This window comes from Pedobacter sp. AK013 (assembly GCF_014205835.1).
GTDB lineage: Bacteria > Bacteroidota > Bacteroidia > Sphingobacteriales > Sphingobacteriaceae > Pedobacter.
In genome coordinates this window covers 127,717-142,909 of sequence record NZ_JACHCQ010000012.1, presented here as the reverse complement: position 1 = coordinate 142,909, position 15,193 = coordinate 127,717, and the positions used below count along the sequence as shown (strand labels likewise).

The window sequence follows — 15,193 nt, the reverse complement described above, 5'->3', positions numbered from 1 at the left end:
ACCTGCACCCGGAGCACCAGCGGTTCCTGAACCGGGTGTACCCGGGCTACCGCTGGTTCCAGGCATGCCCTGAACACCTACCACACCGGCATCTCCCTTGTCACCTTTATCTCCTTTGGCTCCATTAATATTCGTCCAGCTATGGGTTGTTGGGTTATAAACCCAGGTTCCACTGTCGTTGGTTACAATGGTAACACCTGTACCAGGTCCACCCGTTGCTCCCGGTATCCCTGGAGCACCTGTTTTTCCGGGTTGATTTTCAACAAGGATAGCATTTGAACTTCTTACAAATACCCACTTAGTACCATCGTTATAATATATCCCAGGCACAACATCATTTGCCGTAGCGGTATTATATACCATCATACCAGCTACATGCGCACTCAAAGGAAAAGCATCCGTAGTAAGCCTCAAGGCTACTCTTACGTGTAAAATCCCTTTGTTCGCACTTTCCAGTTCAAGTATGGCATCTTTATTTGGCAGGTTACTACCGCCAACAGAGCCATCTTTTACCTTTTGCTGGGCGAAAGCCAGCGTAGGAAATCCGAATATCAAACCAATCCAAATGATTTTACGGATGGTATTGATAAAACAGTAAACTAAATGATCTAAAAGACTACCACGTTTGTTCTGGGCCCTTGTTTTTTCTGAAAATAGCTGAAAATGTAATTCTTTCTTCATAAAAGAATGATGGATGATTTGCGTTTATTTAATTACCCGTGGGTTGATTTTTACCCAGGCAATTTAAAATTAACATTACAACCATCAACCAAACAGAGATTGGCGAATTACTCCATTTTATTGCCATACCATCAGTTATAAATAGCAATAATTTGCTAAAGGATATGCTATAAAAAGACAGCCATTTTACTTGTACTGTCGGGGAATCCTGTTCCAGGAAGTTATAGATTTTTATAATCGCTCTATATTCAAAATTTTTGCAAAAAATCCTGTTCATAAACTTCGTGTTCATTTCGATGTAAACCAGGTTTAGATTTACACGATGACGCGATTGCGGCACCAATATTTCGAAGATGAGAATTACCTGAAAATGAGTTTAGGGTAAGTTTTAGTTTAATATTTTGAAAACCACAATCATATAACATCGATCTAAAACAAGCAGTTGTTGGAAACCACCAGTTACTCCAATGATCTATATCTCATACATACTGCCTAAATATGAAATAAGTAGGTTATCAACGAAAGTTAAGCAGGCTATAGCCCAGGCTGATCCTCATGGTATTACTTAAAAAAGAGCGTCTGGCATCAGCAATCAGGTAAGATAAGTTTACAGCTATGTTTTTATGTATTAAACCGGTACCAAGGGAGAAAAAACTTCCCAGAAGCTGATCACTTTTCTGATAATTGTAGCCCATTCTAAAAGCCAACTTTTTATCGAAGTTATATTCGGTACCTATTGACAGCCCGATATTGCCAAGTGCTTCACTGCCATTAAAAGATGCTCCTATAGATGCCATTACACTTTTATCCTCGCCGTGTCGTAGAGCCGGTACTAAAAGTTTGTTAATGTCAAATGCAAGAGAAAAAGTGTTGTTGTTTTCGTTTTCAAGCTTTAGGGCACTTCCAATTTTTAAACTGGTCGGTAAGTAGAATTTTTGTGCAGTTTGGTTAAAGTAAGAAATTTTAGGCCCGACATTGAGCACATTTAATGCCAGCGAAAACGATGAGCCTGCTTGGATGGCAGTTAATGGAAAAAGTCGGAGTACAGAAAGATCGATTCCATATCCACTTCCAGACTGCATAGTGAGGTTATTGCTCATACCGTTGTACATATTGGAATTGATCACCTTGAGTTTCATACCCATTGAAAAATCAGGCCCAAATTTTCTGGCTATGCCAAGGCTGATATAAAATTCTGCTGGCCTTACGCTATTTAGGCCACTGTTATTTTCATCGACGAAGTCTATCACGCCGTAAGAAAGGTAATTGACAGATGCCGACAGTGCCAGGTTTTCTGAAGGTCTGAAAAATGTCCCAAGATAGATCAGTTTCCTGTCACTGACCAATTTTCGCAGCCATGGGGTGTAGGTCGTACTGATATTAAATCTTTGGGAAGCATGGGGAAGTTTAGCCATTCCACTTTCAACATCAGGCATATCTGTTAATAGCGCGCTCCCAGCTTCCCCCCTTCCTGATGGACCTGCCTCAGCTGATAATAACAGAAAAGGGACTGCTAGGCTTGTATTGATCCGGTTGTCGATATACTGGGCAAAAGTAAAGGAGATATTTAAAGACAAACAGATTGTAAGCAAAATTTTCCTACTGTTCATAATATTGAATTTAAGAGGCAGCCGTGAGATGCCCTCCAAATGATATTCTTATTCGATATTCCTTGAAATAAATTAATGTGAGATGATGATCTGCTTTTTGATTACATCTTTTCCTTTAAATACATGTAGAAAGTAGGTTCCGTTTTTAAGGTCCGAAACATGAAGCAGGATTTCCTGGGGATTTTGCCAGTCAGTTTTTGCCTCTTTGACCATACTTCCTTTATCACTGAATAATTTCGCTGAAAAGCCCTGGTTATCAGAAGACGTAGACCGGGTAGTAGTATTAATCCCTCCACTCGTGCTGATCTTTATTTCTGAACTGGCGGGGTTGGGATAAATCGCAATTTTGGCGGGATTGCAGCTCTGGTAGATAATTTCAACCTCAGACAGTTCGGTACTTATGTTACAAGCCCCACCACTGATCCATACATCTAGCGTGTAAGTACCGTTTGGCAGAATTTAATATCGTATACCAATGTCATTTTTAAATTGAAGAGATTTTAATTTCCAAGAACCACATCAAACCTTCCCTGCGTGATGGCAACGGTTTCACCAGTTGTTTTTTCCCTCACTGTAAACGTAAATGTTCCAGAGCCGATCCTGTTTTTCAGATCCCAGCGGATAAATGTTATACTTCCTTTACCATAAAGGCTATATTCTTTTGCGCGGTTGTCTGCTAAAATGGTTTCAAGATCGATTTTACAATTTTGCTCGTTGAGTTCGTAGGTTCCGGTACTGATATCCGGGTTGATATATTTTAGGTTAAAAGAATCAGACGTTTTTTGGTTCTGAGGACTTTTTCTTCTGCAGAAAAGATTTAGCTTTATAGCATCACCTTCCATCCCATAATTTGCTGACAGCGTAAGTAAAAGTAAGTTCGGAGTCCAAACTTCATTATTGAACATAAAACCGAATGTATTCAGTCCAGATTGGGTTATTTCAGGTAAAGTAGGCTCAGGTACAACTATTTCCTTCTTTTTACAGGAAGACAGCGTAGTGAGACTAAAAGAGATTAAAATCAGGATTAGTGATTTTTTCATAGGAGATGGAGCGTTTTAGTATTTAAGGAAATTTAAAAAAAATATAAATTCCTACTTCACACAAAATTAAAAAACCTTGGTTATCCATTTAATTTCCGATATTATCAAATTGTTAATTTTTAATCGCGATTGATTAAATATATTCTTCATCCATTTTTTAAGTCCATTTCGAATTTTTCAAGGTTATTGACTCTGACTTCCCAGTAAATCTACTTTAACAATATCATAATATGGCAAAGGGTTTAGACTGCCTTTTATTTATTTTCTATATCCAGTATATAACAGTTTGTTCTTTAACATAAAATTGAGCTTAGGGCTCTGCTGTAAATAAAACAATTTACAGCAGAGCCCCGACGTCTTTCCAATCACAATTTTGGTTTTAGAATTCTCTACCTAGCTTTATTGATAGAAAAGTTCACTCAATAACTTACAGTCACTTTTAGCAATTTTTATTGTACCACCACCGCCTAAACTCACCGCCTTAAGACGATAGTCAAACCTATAACAATCAGGTTCATCGTCTACAATTACCTTATAATGTTTAAGGTCAAATCCTCTTCTTTTCATTCGTTTATCAGCCAATATCTTTGCCTGATCTTTATTACAGTTTTCAATTTTTTTCTTATTCAGTGCGCAACCTTGAAAAAGAATTACATTGATAATCAACATTTTAATAAACCTCATAGCCTTAGAAAAAAAAGAAAGTAGTTAAACGATAAGGATTAAATAGCCTCGTGAAACGGCAGAAAATGCAACTCTTCCCACAGCGCTCAATGCAAATCTCCACCCCAAGCCTGCCAGGCGATCGTGTATCCTGCGCCAGGTCGTCAGTTATCTTCATCTTCTGAATACTTTGTTTTGCGGTACCTTATCTTGTATTAAATGGACATCGAAAATTTTAAAATTAAATATTCGGTTTACCTTTTCAACCTTATCCGTTCTATAATCCCGGATCTGAAGGATTCTGAAACTAGAAGGAGCCAGCCGTTCTCCCACCTCCTCCTTTAAATAGTAGTCCCCCTGGTGGTTGTAATATGTTTGTATTAAGATGGAGTCTTTTATTATTTTGTATTTTCCCCAGTTCCATATGTCCATGGTATTGATTTTTTTACTTTTGGGACTTTCAAGATAGGCTGTTAGCATTCTTTCGGACACGGAAATCTCACAGGATAAATCAACAACCTTTCCACACTCACTTCCATAACCATTCCGAACCGTGTATGTAAATCCATTTTCAAGGAAAATTTTCATATAAATTCCTTTACCCTGTTTACTATCCGTAATATTCGACCGATCATAGACAGAATAGTAATAGCCATTGCTGTTCAATATTTTTTCATCTCCATCATCCCAATTAGTCAGTCTCATTTTATTGTGTATAATTGGAGGAATGCAACTGTATGTTAATAGCAGTAACATTATCACAAGATGACCTTTTATGTATTTTACCATAACGTGTAGGGGTTAAATTTTCTATACTGGGCATAGGGAGCAACTGTTTTACTTAACATCCTGAAACCCGGCTGAGGAGAGACAATTTTATGAGCGAACCAGTTTTGAAATGCATCTCGTACGTATTCAGAATCTATGCCCATGTTAAAGCCTTTATGCCCGATTGATAAAATACCCAATCTGTATTTGTCTGCATCAGGATTGTTCCATAGCCCCAGCTTCGCTCCCTTTTTTGAGCGTCCGGCCTTATCATCAATACAATTCTCACAATTGCTACTTGAACCATTAGGCCCCGTAAACATATTTAGATTTAGGGTATAGTCGCCCACTCCGATAAAGGCGCCGTTTGTCCTGTACATATCGGTGTCGTTACTAAGTATTTTCTTAGGAAAATAACTAAATGGACTTCCATCATTTTCATATCCAAAAGAAAATTTCTTGTGTCCATAGACAAGCAAAGTTGAACGCTGATTGAACTCTTTCATATCATTTGTTCCTCTAAACCAGCTTGTACTTAAGCTGAATCGTGTAGTCCCGTCATTATAGCCTCCCATCAATGAGGCTCTTATTTCTTCGCCTGCTTTTCCAAATCCTTGGTAATTGCCGTAAGCCATAAAACCTAGCCCCCCACTAATGCTCCAATTACCAGTAGAATATCCAACACTAAAATTTGCACCAAAGCCAAATGATTTGCCAAAAGCTATCGACGGAGAAATACTGAAATTGAAATCACCTAGTGAAAAGTTTGCAGCAGGCATAAACCCGCCTACAAAAGCACTTGCAAACGTAGTCCCTAATGAACTGCTGACCAGTCCGGCGGGATTGACCCCACCCGTTACTCCTCCTATAACAGCTCCTGCAAGCATCGACATTCCGAGCCCACTCCAACTCCAGTCACCCGTCCTTATAGCCGATGCTACATAACTTACTCCGCCTGTCAATGCCCCAATTAAGGCTCCAACTGCAAAAAATGCCCAAATAAACTCCCCACTAGGATCCGTAAACATGAGCGGGTTGTTCATCGCATAACCATAGCGATTATAGTTCTGTGTATTGTAAAGATCCTGCACAAAATTATCGGGTGATAGGAACCGGTGCAGCTTAGGGTCATACAAACGTCCATTCATATGGATTAGTCCTACTCCAAGCAAATGCTCGTGGCTGGTATAACCTCTATCTAATACGACAAAGCCAGCCAAATCATTCCCGGCCCCATCTTGTATCTTTACAACATTGCCCCAGGCATCGAACTGGCGTTTCTCTACCACGGCACCTTGGTCATTGGTAATCATTACAATGCTGCCCAGATGGTCGCGGTGCAAGTAGTATAGGCTAGCGGCCTGGGCGGCTCCGCCCGAGTATTCTTCTTTCCATATTGCCGGCGCTGTATAGGCATCACCACCCAGGTAAAAAACAAAACAGGTTTTTCCGGTCTGCAAGTCATTGGTAATTTCCATCCCCCCATCCTCACTGTAATGCCGCCTGTAGCGGCGCAACAATTTATCAGCTTGCTCATCACCGTAGTACATGTGTGAGCGCCCAAGTGAAGCATTGTACTGAAAGCTGATGCGTTCCTTGCCTTGCTCTATAATCTCCACCGGACTTTTAAAAGCATTATAGCTGATCTGCTGTAGCGGGTGGTCATTTTGATAATATGGATTTGCGCCTACATTGAGCGTTAGTTCGCTTTGACGGTAAGTATTCCCGTCATAAGCGTAAGTTCCTAACTGGCTGTTGTCGGTTATCCTACCACGGTTATCATAGACCTGGCTATTATTGCCTGCATTATCATTAAAAGCCGTTAAGCGGTTCTGACTATCATAACTAAAGCTCTCGCTCCAGTTAAAGGCACTGTTACTTCGGCTGTTAAGTAAACCACGCTGTGCATCATAATTATACCCTAGGCTCATTAGAGTAGTAGGTGTAGCGGCTATATTTTCCAGAAGGTTTTGTTGTGGAAAACCATAGCCATCATACTGTATCGTGTTTTTTAACGCCGTTCCCTGCATCGCTTGTGTTAAATTCCCCTTACTATCAAGCGCATTCACCTTCCATAAGATTTGACCGGTACCTTGTAATGTAGTTTGCAGAAGCTCTCCATTCTGATATTGCATCTCTATAGTTTTAGTTGCAATGGTATTATTTGCTTTGTTTTTAGCTTCGTAACTTTGGGTATTAATGCGACCAAAGCCATCATAAGTATACCCTTTTACAAATCGGGCATGTACGTTATCTTCTACCGTGCTGCTGATTCTTTTGTCACCATCATAATTATAGGTATAAGTTGTATTATTGCCGTCGGCATTGCTCAAGGCCAAACTGGTCATTAATTTGGTCGTACCGTCATAAGTATAATCCAGCTGAATGTTGGTTTCATCACCAGTTAATTTTTTCTGCGTAATTTTTCCTGCATTATCATAGCTCATTTCTGTAACCCCTTTTGGTGTTATTTCTTTGATCAGTTGGCCCCAGCCATCATACTGGTACTCATATATCCCTGCAGATGGATCTGTCAGCTTCGTTTTCCGTCCCCAGCCATCCTGCTCAATACTCAGTATGATGCCCCCGTAATTCGCCATCTTCATATTCCCGTTAGCATAATAACTATAGTTGATCGTTCCTCCAGGGTCCTGCAAGCTTTCAATATGCCCCATCGCATTTTTAGTGGTAGTTACACTTTTAGTCCCATCGTTTACAGTAGTGCTTAAAGCACTATAAGTGATGTTAGTTACTTTGCCCGTGAAACTGGTAGTTTTCTTTACCCTCCCATATTCATCATAAGCCGTTTCGTTCCATTGACTGGCAGAACCTTGCGCGGCAGGTTCACTTTGGCGGAAGAGACGCCCATACACATCGTATTCTGTTTCGGTAGCCAGGTTGCCTCCCATAACGGTTTTAGTAACGTCACCGGTTTTCTGTCCCAAGGCATTATAGAAACTGGTTGTAATGTTTCCTTCATCATTGCTTCTGGTAATACTGGTACCACCTAGCGCTGTTGCAGCATATGTGGTAACGGTTGATTTGCCTAAATAATCAGTACTCGAAATTACCTTGCCCCAGGTGTCGTAACTATTGGTGGTTGTATGACCAAAAGGATTGGTATCAGTAAGCTGATTTCCTGTACTGTTATCATATGTACCTGAAGAAATCATCCCATCAATATCCGTCGAATTAATCATAAAGCGCCCGGTAGCATCATAACTCATTGCTACTGAATGTTGAGCACCTCCAGGTGCTGTGGTGGCTTTTTGGGTTACATTACCAAAACCGTCATAGGTCATATCTTCTATCGCCCAATCGGTACCGTTCCCTTTCTTTTTTAACCGGGTGAGTAGAAAACCATTATAAGTATATTCATCTTCTGTTATAAAAATCTCCGTTCCACTGCTCAAGGTTGCCTTACTGGATAATATTCTCCCGATGTAGTTACCCGAAGGATTGTTATCGTAAGTAATATCTGTTATTTTCGAGCCTTCGCCATTAAAATTCCCTGTGCTTTTGGTAACATTATAAAAACTGTCATATTCCATAGTCTGGGTACTGAAGGTTTCGGAGAGCATATCTTTGCTAACTATACCAACGGCTACATTGACAAAGACTTTGTTTGGCAGAAGCTGTGTATTGTAAACCTGGTCTGTTCTGCTAATATAATCGTTCAGCGAAGCACCGTCGCCAGTAACCAGCGGTGTTAGGCCCATATTTTTTATGCTGGGGTTGAGATAGGTAGATTTTGTATTAAAGCTTCTGATTGTAGCTCCTCGAAGCTGTGGATCAGAAATACTAATGCTGAAAATACGGTTGTTATCACTGCTGTTTACATGCCAGTTGCTCCGGATTACTTCGCCGAACCCCAAAAAACCAAGTCCCTGTGCATGGCTTACGGCTTTACCATAACCAAAGACCTGAATTACCACCCCAGATCCAAAATATCGATTGATCTTACTCACAAAGGACATACCAGGAATATTCTCCAAATCAACGTAGGGGTAGGTTTGCTCGTAACCGGCCTGGTAAATCGGAATATCAGTATATCCCTGGTTACCTACAAGTTGTTTGTACTCTATAGTATAAATTACACCATCCTGCTCAACTGCCTGTAACTGGGTTTCAGCCTTGACATCTCTATTGAATTTAAAGAGATTCACCGAGTTATCACTTAAAAACCCAAATTCAAGCCTGAAGTTTGGCCGGGTTGGATTAAGGAATATAGGAATAGCGTAATGCCTAAGATTTGCTCTCCTCCAATTCGAGGAAACGCTGAGGGTAAAATTTGGCTGTAGATCATACGATGCCCCAGAATTATTGTAAACAGAGACATAGAGCGTCCCCAGCGAACTTGAGTTATAGGTTGTAGTCTGCGCCGAGATGATATCGGTTTTTCCATCTCCATCAACATCATTGGCCAGTAGATAGTAAAGATTGAGTGTGCCAGGGCCGGTACCATCCCAGGTTGCCGGCGTATTAGTAAACGGCTGGTATTTCTCCTGTTTTTCAAATCCTTTTCCTGTAGACATAAAAGTGGTAAAAAGGGAATTATTTCCAGTAGAGAACATCACATCAGTCTTACCATCACCATTATAATCTCCCAACAGGATAACCTGGCCAAGAACGATTCTTGTATCAATTTTTTGCCAGAGCTGTTCCAGCATCTGATTGCTATTGAGGGTATAAACATACATTGCCCCATTCTTGATGTGGACAAAATCAGTTTTCCCATCCCCGTTAAAATCACCTGAATAAAGTTTTTCTCCAGTCTGATAGAATGGATACAGCCCGCCTAAAGGGGTAATATAATCTGAACTGAGCCTTCGGTCAAGATTCACAAAAGTAGCCTGTGAGCCAGATTCTGCATATTGTTGAATACAGCCCCCCATAGTACTCACAAGGAGTTCTTCCTCCCATGGAGCTGGCTGTCTCCAATCAGTATCGCCCCCACCATTTGGATCCATATACTCGTACACTACCACACTGGTTGACTTTCCAATGGCTATCACATCTGAAAGACCGTCACCGTTGAAATCCCCGGAAACGAAATCCATATCAGCAAACTCTCCCTCGTGGTATTGATTATCGCAGCCAGAATGGTAACCAGGATAACGAGGCAGGTCATTCCATATCTTATCGTACTGGTAATATACAGGTGCAGTAGTGCCAGATGAATAAACAGTGAACTTAACAGATCCCGGCCCGTTGTCTTTTGCGACGGCGATTCCCTGACCAGAAATTATCTTTTCATTATGTGTCAACCAAGTTACCGGGAAGATATCTTTAAAAACACCTGTGTTAATCTGATAGCCCATGTTAAAACTCTGGGGGTTTGTGTCCAGATCGAAGAATGTCCAAAACTTATCTTTTACTCCTTTGGGATAAACTAAAAAGTCCATCGACCCATCACCTGTAAAATCAGCGGTAACTATATCCGAGTTATTGCTTGCCAATCCAGAAAGCCCAAGATTGGAAACAAGCGTTGTAGACAGTATATCACCCGTAGCACCATATGTAAAGTTAATGGGCATAAAAGACTTGGTCTCATTGCCATCGAATTCCTGAACACTAGCGATACGTTGATAATTTAAGGGCGTAATAGCATTATGGGTAATTTTATAATTTCTGAAATTGTTCCCGTTGGCTATAACACTGACCTTCGTTAATATTTGGTCCCAATAAAAAGCCAGTCCCCCAACGTATGCCGTTTCGGCTCTGGTAGCATAAGCATAGCTAAAATTTACCTGGTTAATCGGACTGGCGTTACCTAGCGCCCCAAAAGACACCTGACTGATGTAAAGGACATTATTGGATTGGTTGTAGCTATAATTTATCCTCGCACCAATTGCGTTTTCACTATATGTTATCGAATACTGTGTTTGCGTTCTCGAATTGGTACTGCTCCCATAGAACGCTTTTGAACCATCAGGATATAATACCTCGAAATATTCAGGACCAAAAGAAGCGCCATATGGAGAAACCCCGCGTGAGAAGATTCTGATATTTGAGTAAACCTCTGTTTGGTACTCTGCACCATCTGCCCCATAGTTTCCACTTTTTAACAAAAGTCTTTGGCCATCAAGTGCAAAACGGTCATCTGCATCAAAGTTTATTCCCCTGATCTTGTTATCATGGAATATTGTGGTCGATAAGCGCGTTATAGATGATAGCCCTGTAATATTCCACCCAAATCCCGCGCTACCGTTTCCCGATTGCGCATTATACGATAGCCCGAGCTGGGGAACAGCATTGCCAAGACCTGGTGGGAGAAAAAATGGGATGTTGAAAACAGAGCCTCCACTTGGAGACACATCAATACTGGTAGTTGTCCGTCCCGCTTCGCTTGCTCCGGACGATCCCGGTCCTGTTGGTGGATCTCCCGGATCAACAGGATCCACAGGAGGTTTCTCAACTGGTGTTCCTAATGTATTGTTTTTTGCCACACCTGTTTTAGCCTCGCTTTTGGAAAACTGTGGAACTGCTTCTTTTACCACTTTAATCTCCCGGGAGATGATTGGTAATATCGTGCCAGTGGATTTGTTTAAGGTATCAGTCTGCTTGTTCGTACTATCTTTTTTATTCTGTGCCTCGCTTACTTGTATACCGAGTGCAAAAACTATTACGGAAAGAGTGGAAAGAATTTTCATTAGAGCGATATATTTCAGAATGTGAGGTTAATATTTAATAAGCTTTATAGTCTCAGTCTTTGAATCGGAGTACCGTCCAACCAGTAGATAAGTCCCGGGGGGTAGTTGCTGAAAAGTAATAGTAGCTTGCCGTTCGTCTGGCTTATAGGACATGCTAAAAACCCTGTTGCCACCAACACTATACACATCCAGGCTTTTGAGGAAGATTTTATCAGGCGAACCCCAGGAAACATTAAGCGTTTCCTTAAGCGGATTTGGATAGGCTTTGATACCACGTTCGGTAATAAGCCCATCAGTCCCCAGTTCACTCTGGGTAGTAATAAGGTTTTTGTTAGCCGTTGCCATCTGCCTCGCTGAAGGGCAATTTATACATATCCAACGTCGCTCTGTCTGATTCCCTGACGCGTCATAACTGAAGGCCAGTTTCTGCGCCGCAGAATTTTTTAAAAGGGCAAACGTAAATACGAAGAAGATAAGAGCGCATCTTTTCATTGTAGATAGTTTTTGTTTTCCGATAAAATCTGATGCTCAATATTACCTAAAAAATTAGGTTTACCAAACTTTTTTACATCAACCCTTTAATTTTCAGGACAAAACCTCTTTACTCTTACATGAATACTTTTTTATGACCGTACATTTTCTAAAGACATATATGGAAATCTACTGTGACGAAATGGTCTCTTTCGGCACCTCACCAGACAATCAGTTTTTGTTGTCTCGTTTTTTATTGATGTACTCACTATTAATTATTATTTACTCGATTACAATCGATGGGTGCAGGTAATGTTTTGAGCTGATTATGAAATAAATGCTCCCCTAACTTTGCTTAAAGGGAGCATTTTTAATCTTCAGGTAAATAGCCATTTCCGCGTTAACCAGCAGGCCAGGCCCAGTACCACTACCAGGCCTATACCTATCGTGCCAAAATTCGGCTTCCTGCTTTTATCCATGTGCAGCACCTCTGTTTTTAACGCGGTGCTTTCCACGCTATGCTTTTGGTATTGCAGCTGGTGGCCTATTTGCCTTTGCTGATGCATGACCTGCCTTTTACTGGCTTTTCCGCGTACCACAACCTTTTCGGCCATGCCTTCGAAACCATTTTCGGCGCTGTAGCGGAATTTCCCCACTGGAGTGATCTGCACCACATATTCGCTGTTACTGGTATCGAGCAGTAAGGTGTTTGCTGTTGCCCGGCTTTGCTCAAGGCGATGTGCCTGGCTAAGGCTGTTCGCCTGGAGGTTTTCCGTTTGCAGCGTCTTTTCGCTTTTTAAACTTCCGCAGGCCGAAATGATCAGGCAACAGGTGGTTAACAGGTTGAACTTATTTTTCATTACCCGCTCCTTTCCTATTGGTCCAATCGGCAAAATACCTGATGGCTTTTAGGGGCCGCCGTTTGCGGTATACCCCATCGCCTTCCCTGCTGCCCGCTATATTGGTATTCCCCTCAATGGTAATGAGCCAGTCGCCTTGCTGCCGCTCTACCAAACCACAATGGCCAATGCGTTTCAGGTGGCTAAAGTAAATGCCAAATACCGTTGCCGGATTGATCTGTGCGGTGCGTTTACCCTGTGGAAATAAAGCCGGGCTCCAGGGCGTACGTGGTGCGGCGTAGCCGGCCTGGCCAAAAACCCAGCTAACAAAAGCTGCACACCAGGGGCTGCCCTCTTCGGCACCTGCATAGTGCAGGTAGGCCACCACCCTTGGCCCATCGTTATGGCCCGAAACTTCGTGCACGCCAATTTCGTTTTTTGCAATTTGCAACAGCTTTTCCCTATCGGCCATTGCCCTACCCGGCCCCGGCTTTATAGTACTGTGGCCAGGCAGGCTATTCCTGCTAAAAAAAGCAAAGCAAACGATGCCCAAAAAAACCTTAACTGTTGCCATGAGTTTAGCTGTTTAAATTGTAAAACCATATCTGTTAATTTAAGCAGGCCCAGGCCAAGCCAGAAACGGTATAAAAGCCACCAGGCAATTTGTAACAGGGCCATATAACACAAAATGCCGAGCAAAAGCAGCTGCCAGATGCCTGCATCGAGCAGCGCTGCAGTAGGTTCGAACGTTTTTAATAAATTAGGTAGTGTAAGCCAGCCTAAAATCAAGATGGTGGCCAGCATTAATTTTTCGAGTAATTGCCTCGCGGGCATGAGCGCCGTTAAAGCCAGTTTTAAAGTTTTCATATCTTTTCTTTTTAAAAAGCCCAAACCTGCGGTTCTGCAAGGCTTGGGCGGGGTTAAATAATAAACTAAGGAATGGTAAAACTGCCCAGGTACTGGCTGCCAGATACTGAAGTGGCATCGCGCTTAACTGCAAAGGCCCATCCATGAAAAACATCGCCCGTAAAGCCCGGGCCGATTACCGCAGTGTAGGTAAGTGCACCACGCTGTGCTTCTTCGTATATCAGGTACATCTTTTTGGTATCGTTAAAAAGTACTACCGTAAGCAGGTCATCGGTAAAGGCATTGTAGCGGTTTAAAACACCCTGCCAGTTCAGTACTATATCGGCACCCTGCAGGCTGGCGTTAAGGCCATGAAAAACCGAGAGCGAACCTTTGCTCAGTAGCACCTGCGAAAAATCGATTACGAAATCGGGATAATCGCCGCTGATCGCCTGGTTTAAAAAGATTTTTACGGCTGCATTGTAGCCTGTAAGTTTATTGAGCTGTTTATCTTTAAAGCCAATATTTAAAATATCTTTAATGGGGCTCAGGTAGAGCGGCGCCAGGGCAAATTTGCTGCGCTGTGCCAGCTGTGGTTCTGTACTAGGCTTACTGCTTTTTTTGGGCAGGCCCTTCAGGTAATCGATGCTGCGCCAGTTGCTGCCAATTACACTGCCTACTTTGCCAGAGAATGCGCCGTTTGCGCCTTTTGAATACGTTGCCATAATTTTTGTTTCTTTAAGTGAAAAAATGTTTGTTTAAAAAAAGGATCTCTATTTATACCGGTATGTTTAAATCCATGCTCAAACCTAGCAGCCTGGCCGCACAGCACCGCATTTTGAGCTAAAATGGACTAAATTGGACCAATTTGGGCGGTAAATGAGCTAAAATGAACCATCATTACTGGCCCGCAGTGCCAGGGAGCCTGGGCTTTTGTTGCAGCCTGCTTTAGGGCAGCTTAACCATAACAAGAGTGGCCAATTAGCCAAAGCAAGCCCTGGCTTTACCTTTTAGGTAACCAAAGGGTACAGCCAGGGTAACCCTGAGGTAAGCTTGGGGTTAACCTGGTAGCAGGAAAGGGTAAACAACAGGTAACAGATGGGTAATCAGATCCGGCCTTTTTGCTTGCTTTCGAGGTAGGCAGCCAGCAAATCTTTCAGGTAAAAACGATCGCCCCCAGGTAGTTTTACAGGCCTTAAAGTGCCGTCTTTTACCTTACGTTTGTAAGTGCTCTCGCTTATTTTAAGGTAGTCTTTTACCTGTTGGCGGGTGAGCTGCGTGTTAGGATCGCCGAAGAGATCGATAAAAGTAAAGGTGAGTTGTTCTTTATTGAGTACAAGGTAAATGTTGTACATTACCTGTACCAGTGCTTCAAGGTTATTCATGTGGCGTTAAGTTTAAAACATGAAACGAATCGGTTAGAAAATGGGGTACTTATCTGTAAAATTTGGCGCTAAACAACATTAAAAGTGGTTTAACAAGCCCAATAAAATTTAAATTAATTGCGGCGTGTATGTTGTAATTTGTTATGCAGGCCAGTTGCCCTAAATTTATGGGGAACCCCTGCCGCGGCAGATAAGCCCTGGGTTAAAGGAGATACAAGCCACCCGCTGGGGGCGCTT

Annotated in this window: 13 protein-coding genes; all 13 read right to left on the bottom strand. The window is 41.9% G+C overall.

Annotation, left to right across the window (positions count from 1 at the left end; translation table 11 throughout):
* A partial coding sequence (locus HDC90_RS25335) for a collagen-like protein (protein ID WP_221451830.1) occupies nucleotides 1–681 on the bottom strand: 681 nt, incomplete at its 3' end.
* Between the two features lie 515 nt (nucleotides 682–1,196).
* Nucleotides 1,197–2,291 (bottom strand): type IX secretion system outer membrane channel protein PorV, encoded by a 1,095-nt coding sequence (gene porV / locus HDC90_RS10415; protein ID WP_184466044.1) that lies wholly within the window; start codon nucleotides 2,289–2,291, stop codon nucleotides 1,197–1,199.
* Between the two features lie 72 nt (nucleotides 2,292–2,363).
* Nucleotides 2,364–2,630, bottom strand: a complete 267-nt coding sequence (locus tag HDC90_RS25745) for a T9SS type A sorting domain-containing protein (RefSeq protein WP_370576604.1) — start codon at nucleotides 2,628–2,630, stop codon at nucleotides 2,364–2,366.
* A 161-nt stretch (nucleotides 2,631–2,791) separates the two neighbouring features.
* Entirely contained in the window at nucleotides 2,792–3,331 is a 540-nt protein-coding gene (locus tag HDC90_RS10405; protein ID WP_184466042.1) for a hypothetical protein, read from the bottom strand.
* A gap of 399 nt (nucleotides 3,332–3,730) precedes the next feature.
* Nucleotides 3,731–4,000, bottom strand: a complete 270-nt coding sequence (locus tag HDC90_RS10400) for a hypothetical protein (protein ID WP_184466040.1) — start codon at nucleotides 3,998–4,000, stop codon at nucleotides 3,731–3,733.
* A gap of 168 nt (nucleotides 4,001–4,168) precedes the next feature.
* Complete coding sequence (locus HDC90_RS10395; protein WP_184466038.1) at nucleotides 4,169–4,783, bottom strand: hypothetical protein; 615 nt, start codon at nucleotides 4,781–4,783, stop codon at nucleotides 4,169–4,171.
* The gene (locus HDC90_RS10390) at nucleotides 4,777–11,415 is read right to left on the bottom strand and encodes a polymorphic toxin type 23 domain-containing protein (protein WP_184466036.1); all 6,639 of its coding nucleotides are present in this window, start codon (nucleotides 11,413–11,415) and stop codon (nucleotides 4,777–4,779) included. The genes HDC90_RS10395 and HDC90_RS10390 overlap by 7 nt, the downstream gene beginning before the upstream one ends.
* A gap of 27 nt (nucleotides 11,416–11,442) precedes the next feature.
* Nucleotides 11,443–11,760, bottom strand: a complete 318-nt coding sequence (locus tag HDC90_RS10385; RefSeq protein WP_184466034.1) for a T9SS type A sorting domain-containing protein — start codon at nucleotides 11,758–11,760, stop codon at nucleotides 11,443–11,445.
* Nucleotides 11,761–12,263: 503 nt separating this feature from the next.
* Nucleotides 12,264–12,779 (bottom strand): hypothetical protein, encoded by a 516-nt coding sequence (locus HDC90_RS10380; protein WP_184466032.1) that lies wholly within the window; start codon nucleotides 12,777–12,779, stop codon nucleotides 12,264–12,266.
* A complete protein-coding gene (locus HDC90_RS10375; RefSeq protein WP_255497585.1) occupies nucleotides 12,736–13,299 on the bottom strand; it encodes a peptidoglycan-binding protein in 564 nt (187 codons plus the stop codon). Before HDC90_RS10375 ends, HDC90_RS10380 begins: the two co-directional genes overlap by 44 nt.
* Nucleotides 13,218–13,592 carry a hypothetical protein gene (locus HDC90_RS10370; protein WP_184466030.1) on the bottom strand — a complete coding sequence of 125 codons (375 nt, stop codon included), beginning with the start codon at nucleotides 13,590–13,592 and terminating at the stop codon, nucleotides 13,218–13,220. The genes HDC90_RS10375 and HDC90_RS10370 overlap by 82 nt, the downstream gene beginning before the upstream one ends.
* Before the next feature lie 65 nt (nucleotides 13,593–13,657).
* Nucleotides 13,658–14,296: a DUF6266 family protein gene (locus HDC90_RS10365; RefSeq protein WP_184466028.1), complete on the bottom strand. Its 639-nt coding sequence runs from the start codon at nucleotides 14,294–14,296 to the stop codon at nucleotides 13,658–13,660.
* 381 nt (nucleotides 14,297–14,677) lie between these two features.
* Nucleotides 14,678–14,956 carry a helix-turn-helix domain-containing protein gene (locus tag HDC90_RS10360; protein ID WP_184466026.1) on the bottom strand — a complete coding sequence of 93 codons (279 nt, stop codon included), beginning with the start codon at nucleotides 14,954–14,956 and terminating at the stop codon, nucleotides 14,678–14,680.
* Between the last annotated feature and the right edge of the window lie 237 nt (nucleotides 14,957–15,193).

Excerpts from the sequence above, each read along its gene's own strand:
- HDC90_RS10400 (WP_184466040.1), bottom strand. The coding sequence starts at position 4,000 with ATGTTGATTATCAATGTAATTCTTTTTCAAGGTTGCGCACTGAATAAG.
- HDC90_RS10360 (WP_184466026.1), bottom strand. The coding sequence starts at position 14,956 with ATGAATAACCTTGAAGCACTGGTACAGGTAATGTACAACATTTACCTT.
- HDC90_RS10365 (WP_184466028.1), bottom strand. The coding sequence starts at position 14,296 with ATGGCAACGTATTCAAAAGGCGCAAACGGCGCATTCTCTGGCAAAGTA.
- HDC90_RS10390 (WP_184466036.1), bottom strand. The coding sequence starts at position 11,415 with ATGAAAATTCTTTCCACTCTTTCCGTAATAGTTTTTGCACTCGGTATA.
- HDC90_RS10370 (WP_184466030.1), bottom strand. The coding sequence starts at position 13,592 with ATGAAAACTTTAAAACTGGCTTTAACGGCGCTCATGCCCGCGAGGCAA.
- HDC90_RS10395 (WP_184466038.1), bottom strand. The coding sequence starts at position 4,783 with ATGGTAAAATACATAAAAGGTCATCTTGTGATAATGTTACTGCTATTA.
- porV (WP_184466044.1), bottom strand. The coding sequence starts at position 2,291 with ATGAACAGTAGGAAAATTTTGCTTACAATCTGTTTGTCTTTAAATATC.
- HDC90_RS10405 (WP_184466042.1), bottom strand. The coding sequence starts at position 3,331 with ATGAAAAAATCACTAATCCTGATTTTAATCTCTTTTAGTCTCACTACG.
- HDC90_RS10375 (WP_255497585.1), bottom strand. The coding sequence starts at position 13,299 with ATGGCAACAGTTAAGGTTTTTTTGGGCATCGTTTGCTTTGCTTTTTTT.
- HDC90_RS10385 (WP_184466034.1), bottom strand. The coding sequence starts at position 11,760 with ATGGCAACGGCTAACAAAAACCTTATTACTACCCAGAGTGAACTGGGG.